The organism is Brachybacterium massiliense (genome assembly GCF_900184245.1).
Taxonomy (GTDB): domain Bacteria; phylum Actinomycetota; class Actinomycetes; order Actinomycetales; family Dermabacteraceae; genus Brachybacterium; species Brachybacterium massiliense.
This window is the reverse complement of record NZ_FXXB01000007.1, coordinates 433600-446046: the sequence shown is the minus strand read 5'-3', so window position 1 is coordinate 446046 and position 12447 is coordinate 433600. Positions and strand designations below refer to the sequence as shown.

Here is a 12447-nt window from a genome sequence, read left to right as displayed (position 1 = left end):
GCGCACGCGGGGGCGGCGTGCTCAGTGCGCGAGGGAGTTATGTGAGACGAAACTGCGCTGATACTCGCTCTGCGTCAGCTCGAGCACCGCAGGCTTGCTCGCGTGGGGGTCTCCCCAGGGATTGATGAGCCTGATCCTCGGCTCGGATCCGTCCGTCGGCCGGATCACTTCATCCACGACGTAGACATGGCCGGGGACGACATCGTCCGCCGGGCCGATCAGCGGGATCGCCGGCGGGGTGCTCGTGACGACGCTCTGCCCTTCATCGAGTTTCGACTCGATCGAGTCCAGGCTGAGGCTGAGCGACATCGATCCGTTGTCACCGGCGACGATGTCGAATCCCTTGCCGGCGAAGTTCCTTTCGATGTCTCCGTACTCGCCACCCATATGCTCGACGGCCGCACGCTCATAGATGGTCATCCACGTGATGTCCCCATCGGTGTCCCGTACACCGTCTCGGACTATCTCGTCCTGGGTGACCTCGTGCGTGACCCATTCCGAACCGTCCCAGAGATCGACCTCCCAATAGTCCGACTCGGGGGTGTCGCCTTCGACGAGACGGATGTGCTCCTGGATCACTTCAGGGTTCTGCTCCGCCACAGCGGCAAGAGAGGCGAGGAACCAGCAGTTGCCGATACGTCCCTGGCTGAGATCCTCCGCAGCGGAGAACTGCTTGATGTCGTCGAGGTCGATGCTTCGGGAGTCGATCTGTTCCGGGTCGAGATAGCCGCCGAGGTCCTCGGACGTGCTCTTCCCTTCCGCGCCGAACAGAAGGCGCAGCGCCTCTGCGGAGGCGCCATCACCCTCCGCCATGCGCTGCAGCAGCTGTGCGAACGTCTTGGGCGAGATCTCCGCGATGGTGCTCTCCCCAGCGCCGCTATCGGGGGTGCTTGCTCCGTCCTGCTCCTCGGCGTGAAGGTGGAGTTCGGCTGCTCGATCGGTGAGCGCCGCTCCGGCCGCCGTGATCAGAGCGGTGGATCGCAGGGCTTCGACGGCGAAGCGATCGAAGTCGGGGCCGGTCCAATGGACGCCGTGCACGGCGGCCAGGAGCCGTTCGGCGATGTCCTGCACCCTCGAGGCGCCGTCCGTGCAGCGCGCTGCATGGTCCCGCACGCTCGTGGTGTCCGCCCCATAGAACATCTTTCTCTCTCATGTCCTCGCTCCGCCCACAATGACTGGGAAGCGCTGGTGCCGAGCCCGGGCTGTGGATAGCGTGGGTGCGAGCCTGAGGAGGGGCGAATGCAGAGGTGGTCTGTCCGAGGACTGTGGGGAGGAGTGCTCGTCATGATGATGTCCGCATGCACGGCAGGCGGAGGCACTGCAGCCCCGCTGGAGGAAGCACGCGAAGAGATCGACGCGCTCGTCGTCGAGCTGCAGGAGGCAGTCGCACTCGACGAAGACCTCTCCTGGGAGGGGCCGACGGGCGAAGCGCTGGCCGAGGATGACGAGGGGATCTGTCGCTGGCGCCCGGGGGAATGGACTACCGAGCTGGCGCTCCCTGAAGACGATCCCGGCTGGGCCGAGCGCGAACAGCGCCTCGACGCGGTGCTGCAGGAGCACGGGCTGGACGCTCTCGGAGACCCCGGGTACACCGGAGGCTCGGCCTACGGCTTCGAAACGGCGGGCCCCGCGGGCGGCGTGCTCCGGATCGACTCCTGGAAGGGCGTCACCACGATCCGCCTCCACGGACTCGAGGTCGAGGTGGACAGTGACTGCGGAGAATCCTCGCTGACCCGCTGACCCGCTGACCCGCTGACCCGCGCCGCCCCCGTTGCGGGAGGTCGGCGCGATCACGCCCCCGGATCGGTAGACTTCCGGCCATGAGTTCCTCCTCGAGCAACGACCTCGTCCGCCGTCCCTTCGAGGGCCTGCCCAATGAGCAGGACTTCGTGGCGATGCGCCAGTTGATCCCGGCCGCGACGATGGCCGTGAAGACCACCGAGGAGTACGGCTCCCTCGACGTCGAGCTCGCCACGATCCTGCCGATGGCCTGGCCCGCCGTGCGCCGCACCGACGGCACCGTCACCGTCGGCATCCAGGCCGGCTACCCCGGAGGCGACCTCTCGCGCGGCATCGGCCAGGCGATCCGGCTCGCCGCCGAGCTCGAGCCCGGCAGCCCCATCACCACCGTCACCCTCGACGAGGACGCGCCCCGCCTGCAGGACATCCTCGACCTCAGCGGCGACTTCGCCCTCCAGGTCCAGGAGACCTTCGAGTTCTGGCTCGACCCCAGCGCCGAGCGCACCGGGGAGATCGAGCAGGCGATCTCGCAGGCCAACGACTCCATCATGCAGACCCGCCCCGTCGCGGGCCTGTCCCACGCCTACTGGGTCGACGCCGGCCCCAAGGAGCATGTGCGCTGGGTGCTCGACGCCGACGAGGAGAAGGTGATCGACGCGGTCACCCGCCTCCACGCCCGCCGCGAGTCCGCGCTCTGCGAGGGCGCGAAGTACGTCGGCTCCTTCCGCGCCGAGGGCCTGTCGATCCCTGTCTGGGACCTGCCCAAGGGCGCCGGCGCAGAGGCCGCGGAGGCCGAGGCGGAGGCGTTCCGCACCCGCTTCGAGGAGGCGCTGACCTCCACCGAGCCGCTGACCGCCCTCGAGCGTCGCGCCCGCGGCGGCATCGTGGCACGTCAGGTGACCCTGCGATGAGCACTGCGGGGCCGCTGACGGCGCACCGCCCCGAGCGGGTCGCCGTCGTGATCCCCGCCAAGAACGAGGCGGAGCGGATCGAGGCCACCATCGAGTCCGCCCGCCGGATCGCGGGCGTGGACCTGGTGGTGGTCGTCGACGACGGCTCCACCGACGCCACCTCCGCGGTCGCCATGGGGGCCGACGCCCTCGTGGTGCGCCACAAGACCAACCGCGGCAAGGCCGCGGCGATGGCCACCGGCGCGCAGATGGTCGCGATGCGCGAGGATGCCGAACGGGCCGACGGCGGCGAGGGCTTCTCCGAGGAGCTGCACGCCGAGCCGCGCGAGCCCGGGCACACCGGCCCGCTGCCCGTGATCGACCAGGGCGAGAGCATCCCCCGCGCCCTGCTGTTCCTCGACGCCGACATGGGCGGCTCCGCCGAGGCGGCCCAGCCGCTCGTGGACGCCGTGCTCGACGAGGGCGTGGACATGGCCATCGCGCTGCTGCCCCCGCAGGAGGGCGCCGCCGGGATGGGCGTGGTGGTGCGCACCGCCCGCCGCGGCATCCAGCGCGCCACCGGCTGGGAGCCGGTCCAGCCGCTCTCCGGCACCCGCTGCATCACCCGCGAGACCTGGGAGGCGTGCCTCCCGCTCGCACCGGGCTGGGGCGTGGAGACCTCCCTGACCATCGACGCGCTGAGCAACGGGTTCTGGGTCAAGGAGATCCCCGCCCAGCTCCACCATCGCGCCACCGGCAAGGACCTGCGCGGTCAGCTGCATCGCGCCGCTCAGCTGCGCGACGTGGTGCGGGCCCTCGCCCGCAAACGCCACCTGAGCCCGGAGCTGGACCCGGAGGAGCCCGCCGCGTACGAGGATGCCGCCCCGTCGGCCCCTCCGAGCGAGCCGGCGCCGCTCCCGGCCGGGCCGACGGACCACGACGAGGAGAAGGTCTGGGCCGTCGTGCCCGAGCGCGAGACCGCGCAGGAGGTCGCCGGGCGCGCCGAGGAGCGTCGGCTCACCCTCGCGGATCTTCCCGTGGACGGCGCGTTCTCCGACGACGAGACCCGAGCCCTGGGCGACGTCGATCCGACGGAGCTCGACGGCCTGCTGCGCGCCCTGCCGGTCGAGGGAGATTTCGCGCCCGATGACATCGTCTTCCTCGCCGAGACCGATCTGGAGGCGCTCGCCGAGCGCATGGGCGCCGCCCCCGTGGAGGGCCGCTTCACGCCGCTGCACGCGGTGATCATCGCCTCCCACCTCGGCGCCGGCGAACCGCAGATCCCCGATTCCCTGCAGACCCCGCTCACACCCGACGAGTACACCTCGCTCGTGGTCCACTCCGCGGTGGACGCGGAGAACGGCTGATCAGGACGACGCGTCGGGAGGCTCCGCCTCCTGCGGCGCGGGCAGCGTCGCGGGCAGCAGGCACAGCCAGATCCCGAACATCGAGGCGATCAGCACGGGCCCGGTGTCGTTGACCGCGTAGCCCACCCAGGCTCCGACCACGAGCGCGACCCGCACCCAGTACGAGGCGGGGTGCTCGAGGTCCAGCGCCGCGAGGCGCCTCCAGCGGATCCGGCCCGGCATCAGGATCGCCGCCGACGCCAGCGCCGCGAGCACCATCACCACCGCGAGCGCCGGATACCCCGTGGTCATCGCGATGTTCTGGGCGAGCTTGCGGATGATCACCGACAGCAGCTCGCCGCTGAGCAGCTCGTCGATGAAGCGCCCCAGATGGGTGCGGTCCTCGGCGGGGCGCAGCCAGTCCAGGAAGGACACCGCCAGCACCGTCACCGCGCCCGCAGCACCGAGGGCGAGCACGTGCCACAGCCGCGGCCGGATCCCGGAGACCAGCAGTGCGAGCAGCCCGAAGGTGGGGATGGTGGCGAGCATCGAGCCGAAGTCCGCGCCCATCGACGGGGCGACGCACACGATCGCGACCAGTGCGCCGACGGCGACCGTCCACAGCACCCGTGCGCGCGGCGTGCCCATGACGGTGAACAGGCACAGCAGCGCCATCAGGGCGGCGGCCAGCACCATCCCGAACAGGTGGTTCGACAGCCCGTAGAACCGCCCGCCGGAGATCGGCTGCGCACCCAGCGGCGAGGCCAGCTGGAACCGCGATCCGGTGGCGGACTCGGCCAGCAGCAGCAGTGCCACCAGCGCCGAGGAGACCCCCACGGGGCCCAGACGATGGCGACGCCACGGCCCCGCCAGCACCAGCACGGACAGCAGCGCGCAGCCCGCCCACACCACCCCGGTCAACGCCAGGGTGGGGTGCTCGGCCCGCCACCACGGCACCAGCGAGGCATACATCCCCACCGCGAGCGCGAGCGGCGCGACCGCTGCGAGCACCCGGCCCACGGCGGCGAGGCGCGGCCGACGGGCCAGCGGCGGGACCAGCAGGATCACGATCCCGATCACGCCGAGCACGAACCAGGAGCCGAGCGCCGGCACGGTCGCGGCATCGACCTTCGCGGCCGCGAGGGAGCGGTCCAGGGCGAGCTGCTGCGGAGCGTCGTGGTCGGTGCCGCGGAACGGCTGGCCGGGGATCAGGCCGTCGGGGGAGACGTCGTGGGAGGCGAGGATCGTGGCGACCACGTCGGTCAGCACCACCACGCCGTTCTGCTTGGTGGCACCGCTGGTGAGGGCCTGGCCGGGGAAGGCGGTGTCGAGCGCGACCTGCAGGCCGACGGTGCGGGAGGCGACCGCGCCGGTGCGCTCGATCGTCTCCGGGTCCTCCGGATCGGTGGCCGCGACGGAGACCAGCAGGGTGCGCGGCAGCTCCGCGCTCTCGCAGCCGCCGAGCGCCTCGAGCGTCGCGCCGACGGACTCGTCGAGCGCCGTGAGAGCCTCCGTGCGGCCGGGGTCTCCGCGCTCGGGCAGGGACGGGACGGTGACCTCGACGATGTCTCCCGCCTCGACGGCCGCCGAGATCTCCTGCGCGGCCTCGGCGTCGGCGGAGTCGGCGAGGTCGATGGTGGTCACCGGCACCCCGAGCTGCTCCCACTGATCCTTCGCCGGGGTGGGGATGCCGCTGCTGCGCGGCGCCTCCTCAGCGAGGCCCCGGTACCCGGAGCGCAGCGTCTCCACGCCCTGACGCTTCGTGGAGACCACGGTGGTCGAGGTGGTGTTCATGGCACCTGCCCCGGAGCGGTCGGCGAGACACTGCAGATGCGGGGTGGTCTCGGGATCGATGTCCTCCCAGGAGAGCCCGGCGGTCGCGATGACCAGACGCACCGGATCGTCGGGATCGTCGGCGCTCGCGCTCGGCGCTCCCGTCGCCAGGAGGGCGCCGAGCAGCACCACGAGCAGCGCACGGCGCACGGGGGTGAGCAGTTCCTGGAGCACATCCCGATGCTACGGGGCGGTCCTGCGCGCACAGGCGCCCATCGCTGACCCTCCCTGCGTTCTTCACGATCTATCGTGGTCTCCATGCCTTCTCCACAGCCTCCCTATGAGCAGGTGCGCCGCGAGATCGTCGAGCAGGTCCGCACCGGCGAGCTGGTGCCCGGCGACCGACTGCCCGCGATCCGCGCCTACGCCGCCGATCTCGGCCTGGCCGCGGGCACCGTGGCCCGCGCCTACAAGCTCCTCGAGGAGGCGCGGATCATCGTCACCCGCCGCGGTGCGGGCACCACGATCGCGCCGGGCGCGCAGCAGATCGCCCGCCGCGACGTCGAGAGCATGCAGCGCGAGAGCGGCGGCCCGGTGGACGCGGCTCTGATCTCCCTGTTCGCGGGCCCCGTCGCGACGGCCCGTGCCCGCGGCGCCCGCGACGTCGAGATCCTCGCGACGGTGCGCGCCGTGCTCGCGGGGGAGAACGGCAGCGGCCCGACGGCCGCCTCGTGATGCGGCGGAACCGGTGATGGGGAAGCGCCTGCGCTGATGCTCGGCCTCGAGCATCTCGGGACGCGGCACCATGCTGCGATTCTCGCCAGCCAGGACGCGCTGCTCGCCGAGGAGATCATCGGGCGTGCCTGGGATGCTGCCTCGCTCGCCGAGTTCCTCACTCGCTGCGAAGGCTGGCGCGAGGACGGCCCGCTGCAGGAGTTCGCGGCGCTCGACCCGCGCACGGGCGCTCTGCTCGGCGGGGGAGGGGTGCACCGCCTCGCGCCCGGTCTCGCACGTGACCAGGTGATGCTCACCTACTGGCTGCTCGCCCCCGCACGAGGTCGCGGCCTGGGGGTGCCCTTGGCCGGGGCGATCGTGCAGCGTGCGCGCAGGGATCCTCGGGCGGCCGAGGCCGTGCTGCTGATCGCTCCGGAGAACACCGCCTCGCAGGCGGTCGCACGGCGGATCGGCGCCCGCCCGACGGGGGAGGGCGCGCCCCATCCGGCCGGTGGCTCCCGGCGCGCCGAACGCTGGCTCCTGCCGCTGCGCGGAGAGCACTAGCTCGTCGATCTGGGTCATGTACCGACCCTCTGCGCGGGGAGGCGCTGCCGTCAACGAGCATTCTGAAAATGTGGATGGAATGTGGATCCACGAGATTCATCCACACCCTGTCGCCCACCTTTCCTCCACACTGCGAGTTATCCACAGATTTATCGCCATATGCCGCGCACTGTTGTCCTGCGTGGAGTGGCCCGATAGGCTTGAGGGCAAATCGGAGCAGTGTTCGATTTGGAGTATGTGTGCGCCCGGCGGCGCGATCGACGCGGACGTCGGCGCCATGGCTCATCGGACTCCACGGACTGTCGAAGGGGGGGGGAGATGACTGCGACAGAGCATCACGCAGCGGCGACGCCCGCCGCCGGCGTCGCGACCGCGCCCAGCTCCACCTCCGGGCCCGCGATCAGTTCCGCCTCCGCCTCCGCCCGGACCCTCGATGGTCCTCCACGGACACGAGTGCGTGCGCGCGCCGAGCTCACCGATTCCTCCCTGCTCATGCGCGGAAACGTCGAGCCGGGCAGCGCCGATGCGGCGGCCATCGTCGATCTTCTGCACGACGAGCGCGAGGCCTCCCGGCGGTACGCACGGAAGCTCCTCTCCCTCGCCGGATTCTGGGTGGATCGCGACGATCCCGACCTCGCTGACGACCGCGAAGAACGCAGCCTCGCCGTGGCGATCGCCCTGCGCACCACCACCGACGCCGCTGTCTCGCGCATCAGCGACGCACATATCGCCGTCACGCAGATGCCCCGGACCTTCGAGCGGCTCGCCGCCGGAGAAATGCCCCAGGAATGGCATTCGCGCACCCTGCGGGCAGTGCGCGATCTGACCCCGTTCCAGCGTTCTCAGCTCGATGAGCAGATCGCCGCCTGGGATCTCGCCTCCATTCCTGTGGACAGATTCCGGGACGAGCTGCGCCAGCTGGTCGCCTGGTTCGAGTGCCGCACTCCTCGCACCCGCCCGGAGGACACCCGCGACGTGAGCCTCGAGGGCAACGGGCGCGACGACGGCACCGCCTGCCTGCGGATCACGGGACCGATCCCCGAGATCCTCGGCCTCGCCCGCCGCCTCGACGCCGCCGCGCGCGCCGTCCAGGGAGATCAGCGTCGCGCCGTCGAGAACGATGCCCCGATCCCGTTCGACCTGGACGGCGAGGTCGCCCGCGACGGCTCAGCGATGAGCCTCGCCGAGCTGCGCTACGCGATCCTCCAGCGCACAATGCTCGACACCGCCGGTGTGGAGGTCCCCGCGCCCCGCCACCGCGTGAACGTCGTCATCCCCGTGCTCACCCTGATGGGCCTGGACGACACCCCCGCCACCTACGACGGCATCACTCCACTGCCCGCCGAGATGGCCCGCGCCCTCGCCGCGGCCGAGCCCGTCTGGCACCGCATCTTCACCAACCCCATCGTCGGCAGCTACCTCCCCGTGCCCGCGGAGAAGTACCGGCCCACCGCCGAGATGGTCGAGCACCTGCGCCTGCAGAACCCTCGCTGCGCGGTTCCCGGATGCCCCCGCCCCACCACCGATGACGCGGAGAACGACCACATCGAGGAGTTCGACCACGTCCACCCCTCCCGCGGCGGGCCCACCAGCCTCGACAACCTCCAACGACTGCACTGGGGACACCACGACCTCAAGACCGCCAAGCGGATCGACCCCACCCGAGAACCCGACGGCACCACCACCTGGACCGTCGGCTCCCCACCCCTGATCACCACCCGGGTGGCCCCTGCCCGCGACCTCGCGACCCCACGCCTGGCCAAGGTGCTCACCGAATCATGGGTGCATCACCAGTGGCTCGTCGACATGGACGAGATGGAACGCAGCGGCGAGCTCGACCGCCTCCTCGACGAGTGGGGACCGGTGGACCCCGAGGTCGAGCTCACCGACGAGGAGCGCAGGCTCGAGGAGCTCAAGAAGTCCCCTCCACCGTTCTGACCCTCCGCCTCCGCAGCGGCGACGGACGGGGCGCGCCGGCCTGAGCAGCCCCGAGTACCCTTCCGTGCATGCGGTACGGATTCCTCGGTCCCGAGACCACCTTCACCCACCAGGCGCTCCTGCAGGCCCTCGCCGAGACGCCCGAGGAGTTCCGCTCCGCCGAACCCGAGCTGGTGCCCTTCGCCTCCGTCGCCACGGCCACCACCGACCTGCTCGCGGGGGATATCGACGCTCTGATGGCGCCGATCGAGAACTCCGTCGAGGGTGGAGTCTCCGGCACCCTCGACGTGCTCGCCGCAACCGATGCGATCACCATCGTCGCCGAGCAGACCGTGCAGATCACCTTCGTGCTCGCCGCCCGCGAGAGGACCCCGCTCGAGGAGCTCACCACCGTCTCCTCCCACCCGCACGCCCAGGCGCAGGTGCAGGGCTGGCTGCGCCGCAGCGTCCCCGAGGCGAACATCGCCGCCGCCTCCTCGACCGCCGCCGCGGCCCGGGACCTCGCCGCCATGACCGCGCAGGAGGCGCGCGGCCGCGCCGCCGTCTGCTCGCCGCTGGCCGCGAAGCATTTCGGGCTCGAGGTGCTCGCCGAGGGCATCGAGGACTACGAGGGCGCGATCACCCGCTTCGTGCTCGTCACCCGCGAGGGTCGGATCCCCGCCCGCACCGGCGCCGACAAGACCACCCTCGTCATCCAGCTGCCCCACAACCGTTCCGGCGCACTGCTCGAGGCGCTCGAGATCCTCAGCTCCAACGGCGTGAACATGTCCCGGATCGAGTCGCGCCCCGTCGGGGACTTCCTGGGCCGGTACTCCTTCTCCTTCGACCTCGAGGGCCACATCGAAGATCGCCGCGTCTCCGCCGCCCTGCGCTCCCTGCACCGCCTCTGCCCCGTGGTGCACTACCTCGGCTCCTACCCGCGGGCCGACGGGCAGAGCGCCGAGGTGCGCGAGGACTTCGCGGACCACGCCTACGACGACGCCCGCGACTGGATCGCGCGGCTGTCGGAGATGATCACCCCGACCTGAGTCCCGGTGCGGTGCGCCGCTGCGGGGGTACGGTGGAGGTGCGAGGACGGACTCGAGGACGGGGCGTCGTCCTCGCCACTTCGGAAGCCCCGTGAAGGGATGCACCATGAACTCCCACGGCCAGCAGGACCAGCCCACCATCCCCTTCGACCCCGGTGCGCGCAGGCTCGGCGTCGCCGTCGGCTTCGACGGGTCGCCCCACTCCGTCGCGGCTCTCGAGTACGGCGCGGCGATCGCGACCCGTCGGGGCGTGACGTTGAGCGTCATCACCACCTACCGGGCGCCGCTGGACGTCTACGTCACCTACGCCGCACTCCCGCAGGAGCCCGAGGCGGAGGTGAAGAAGCGTCAGGCCCAGGCGGTGCTCGACGCCGCCGCCGCGCAGCTCATGGACCATCCCGGAGAGGTCTCGTATCTCACCGCCGAGGGTGACTCGGTGGGCGCGCTGGTCGAGGCCTCGGACAGCGCCCTGCTGATGGTCGTCGGCGCCCGCGGGCGCGGCGGCTTCCTCGGCCGGCTGCTCGGCTCGGTCGCTGCGGAGCTGCCCGCGCACGCGCGCTGCCCCGTGATCGTCGTGCCCTCGAAGACCGAGAAGGCCTCCGGCCCCGTGGTCGTGGGCCTCGACGGCTCGCTCGACGGTCGGCGTGCCGCGCTGCACGCGGCGCAGGAAGCGGCAGAGCGCCGTACCTCGCTGCGGATGCTCGTCGCCCTCTCCGTCCCGCACGACGACTTCTGGACCCCGGCCGGGGCCGCCGTCGCCGCCGAGGCGACCGAGCACCACCGCACCTCGGTGCAGAGCGCGCTCGACGAGGCCGCCGACTGGGTGCGCGAGCACGTCCCGGGCCTCGAGATCACCGCGGAGGTCACCCTCGGCGACCCCGGCAAGCTGCTCCGCGAGGCGAGTCGCACCGCCCAGCTGGTCGTGGTCGGCTCCCGCGGCCGCGGCGCCGTGGCGAGCGCCTTGCTGGGATCGGTCTCGCGCGCCGCCCTGCACGGCGCGGAGAGCCCCGTCATGGTGGTCCCGCCGCTCGAGGACTCCCGGATGGAGGGCGTGCGCAGCGCGCTCGAGGATCGGCCCGGCCGGTGAGCCCGGCGGGCGCAAGGGACACAGGCTCCGCATCGACCAGACGCTCCAGCAGGCGCTCGACCTCGCGGACGGCACCGATCCCGGCCTCGCCCGCAGCGGGAAGCTCATCGCGCCGGAGGCGGAGCGGTCGTAGGACCGAAGCGCCCGTCGGGCAGGCCCGCCTACGGCTGCGAGAGGTCCGTGCCCTCCGGCACCCGCAGGCGCAGCACGCCTGGATCGACGGTCGCGATCATGTGCGTGGCCTCGGCGTCCGAGTCGCCGTCGAGCTGCACGGGCTGCGCCTTCGTGGTCGTGACGTGGATGCCGGGGGTCAGGTAGCGCTCCATCGTGGAGAGCTTCGGCCCGTACTTCGGGATCAGCTTGGGGTTGACCACCTGCGCGGCGACCTGACTGAACCCGGCGGCGCCGCGCCATCCGGCGACCACCACCTCGAGACGGCCGTTGTCGATCGTCGCATCCGGCATCAGCACGAAGCCGCCGGGCAGCTTGCCCACGTTGCCCAGCAGCACCGTGCGGGCCTTGTGGGCGTGGCGGGACTCGTCCGGCAGCTGCACCACCACGTCCACCGAGCGGCCCAGGATCGTGCGGATGCCGCCGAAGATGTACGCGATCCAGCCGATCCGCTTCTTCATCTTCGGATCGGTGTAGCCGATCATCTCCGCATCCGCCCCGAACCCGGCGATCACCAGGAAGATCTGCTTGGGCGCGGAGCGGGCCGCGGAGGCGGAGGTGCCGGTGCGCAGCCAGCCCACGTCGACCTGGTGGTCCGTGCCGGTCAGCGCCGCGACCATCGCGGCCGACGGGTCCTCGAGCGGGATCTCGATGTTGCGGGCCAGCAGGTTCCCGGTGCCGGCGGGGATGATGCCCATCCGGGTATCGGTGCCGGCCAGCACCGAGGCGACCATGCGCACGGTCCCGTCGCCGCCGGCGGCCATGACCAGATCTGCGCCCTCCTCGACGGCCTGGCGGGCCTGGCCCTCGCCGGGGTCGTCGATGGTGGTCTCGTAGAAGACGGTCTCTGCACCCTCGATCCGCTCGACCACCTCGGTGATGCTGCGGCGGAAGGAGTCGGTGCCCTCGAACTTGGAGGGGTTCAGCACCACCGCGACGCGGCGCAGCCGCTGATCGTCGGACCCTTCGCCCTCCTCCGCCGGGGCATCGGGCCCCGGCGGGGACGCCTCCGGACGCTGCTGCTGTGCGGCGCGCAGGGAGTTCAGCTCGCGGCGGTGGCGTCCCAGCCTGCGCAGGACGATCACCAGCAGGGCGATGGTGACGGCGGTGGTGACCACCGAGGCGATGCTCAGCAGCAGCAGAGTGAGGTCCATTCCGTCAGCGTACTGGCGTGCGCGTGCGCAGGTACCCTGGAG

11 protein-coding genes are annotated in these 12447 nt (G+C 71.7%); 8 read left to right on the top strand and 3 right to left on the bottom strand.

The features are described from left to right. Nucleotides 1-21: 21 nt before the first annotated feature. A complete protein-coding gene (locus tag BN4251_RS08765; protein WP_170931897.1) occupies nucleotides 22-1071 on the bottom strand; it encodes a C2 family cysteine protease in 1050 nt (349 codons plus the stop codon). Nucleotides 1072-1284: 213 nt separating this feature from the next. Between BN4251_RS08765 and BN4251_RS08760 the strand changes: the two genes are divergently transcribed. The 3 genes from BN4251_RS08760 (at nucleotide 1285) to BN4251_RS08750 (ending at nucleotide 3997) form a co-directional block, all read left to right on the top strand. Next, entirely contained in the window at nucleotides 1285-1740 is a 456-nt protein-coding gene (locus BN4251_RS08760) for a hypothetical protein (RefSeq protein WP_087484715.1), read from the top strand. An 80-nt stretch (nucleotides 1741-1820) separates the two neighbouring features. Beyond that, nucleotides 1821-2651, top strand: a complete 831-nt coding sequence (locus BN4251_RS08755; RefSeq protein WP_087484714.1) for a DUF5926 family protein — start codon at nucleotides 1821-1823, stop codon at nucleotides 2649-2651. Further along, nucleotides 2648-3997, top strand: coding sequence for a glycosyltransferase family 2 protein (locus BN4251_RS08750; RefSeq protein ID WP_087484713.1), 1350 nt, complete (start codon nucleotides 2648-2650; stop codon nucleotides 3995-3997). Before BN4251_RS08755 ends, BN4251_RS08750 begins: the two co-directional genes overlap by 4 nt. On the opposite strand, the gene BN4251_RS08745 is transcribed toward BN4251_RS08750, so the two are convergent. Further along, nucleotides 3998-5983 carry a hypothetical protein gene (locus BN4251_RS08745; RefSeq protein ID WP_245810265.1) on the bottom strand — a complete coding sequence of 662 codons (1986 nt, stop codon included), beginning with the start codon at nucleotides 5981-5983 and terminating at the stop codon, nucleotides 3998-4000. A gap of 84 nt (nucleotides 5984-6067) precedes the next feature. Here BN4251_RS08745 and BN4251_RS08740 point away from each other — a divergent pair, with 84 nt between their 5' ends. From BN4251_RS08740 to BN4251_RS08720, 5 genes are all read left to right on the top strand, one after another. After that, the gene (locus BN4251_RS08740; RefSeq protein WP_087484970.1) at nucleotides 6068-6484 is read left to right on the top strand and encodes a GntR family transcriptional regulator; all 417 of its coding nucleotides are present in this window, start codon (nucleotides 6068-6070) and stop codon (nucleotides 6482-6484) included. Nucleotides 6485-6520: 36 nt separating this feature from the next. Then, the gene (locus tag BN4251_RS08735; RefSeq protein ID WP_087484712.1) at nucleotides 6521-7027 is read left to right on the top strand and encodes a GNAT family N-acetyltransferase; all 507 of its coding nucleotides are present in this window, start codon (nucleotides 6521-6523) and stop codon (nucleotides 7025-7027) included. A 318-nt stretch (nucleotides 7028-7345) separates the two neighbouring features. Beyond that, complete coding sequence (locus tag BN4251_RS08730) at nucleotides 7346-8965, top strand: HNH endonuclease signature motif containing protein (protein WP_087484711.1); 1620 nt, start codon at nucleotides 7346-7348, stop codon at nucleotides 8963-8965. Between the two features lie 68 nt (nucleotides 8966-9033). After that, the gene (gene pheA, locus BN4251_RS08725) at nucleotides 9034-9993 is read left to right on the top strand and encodes a prephenate dehydratase (RefSeq protein ID WP_087484710.1); all 960 of its coding nucleotides are present in this window, start codon (nucleotides 9034-9036) and stop codon (nucleotides 9991-9993) included. A gap of 106 nt (nucleotides 9994-10099) precedes the next feature. After that, on the top strand, nucleotides 10100-11080 hold the full coding sequence (locus BN4251_RS08720; protein ID WP_087484709.1) for a universal stress protein: 981 nt from the start codon (nucleotides 10100-10102) through the stop codon (nucleotides 11078-11080). Nucleotides 11081-11241: 161 nt separating this feature from the next. Here BN4251_RS08720 and BN4251_RS08715 read toward each other — a convergent pair whose 3' ends face one another. Continuing rightward, nucleotides 11242-12405: a diacylglycerol/lipid kinase family protein gene (locus BN4251_RS08715; protein ID WP_087484708.1), complete on the bottom strand. Its 1164-nt coding sequence runs from the start codon at nucleotides 12403-12405 to the stop codon at nucleotides 11242-11244. Between the last annotated feature and the right edge of the window lie 42 nt (nucleotides 12406-12447).

Coding starts and splice junctions, on each gene's coding strand:
- BN4251_RS08760 (WP_087484715.1), top strand. CDS start 1,285: ATGATGATGTCCGCATGCACGGCAGGCGGAGGCACTGCAGCCCCGCTG.
- BN4251_RS08755 (WP_087484714.1), top strand. CDS start 1,821: ATGAGTTCCTCCTCGAGCAACGACCTCGTCCGCCGTCCCTTCGAGGGC.
- BN4251_RS08750 (WP_087484713.1), top strand. CDS start 2,648: ATGAGCACTGCGGGGCCGCTGACGGCGCACCGCCCCGAGCGGGTCGCC.
- BN4251_RS08740 (WP_087484970.1), top strand. CDS start 6,068: ATGCCTTCTCCACAGCCTCCCTATGAGCAGGTGCGCCGCGAGATCGTC.
- BN4251_RS08735 (WP_087484712.1), top strand. CDS start 6,521: ATGCTCGGCCTCGAGCATCTCGGGACGCGGCACCATGCTGCGATTCTC.
- BN4251_RS08730 (WP_087484711.1), top strand. CDS start 7,346: ATGACTGCGACAGAGCATCACGCAGCGGCGACGCCCGCCGCCGGCGTC.
- pheA (WP_087484710.1), top strand. CDS start 9,034: ATGCGGTACGGATTCCTCGGTCCCGAGACCACCTTCACCCACCAGGCG.
- BN4251_RS08720 (WP_087484709.1), top strand. CDS start 10,100: ATGAACTCCCACGGCCAGCAGGACCAGCCCACCATCCCCTTCGACCCC.
- BN4251_RS08715 (WP_087484708.1), bottom strand. CDS start 12,405: ATGGACCTCACTCTGCTGCTGCTGAGCATCGCCTCGGTGGTCACCACC.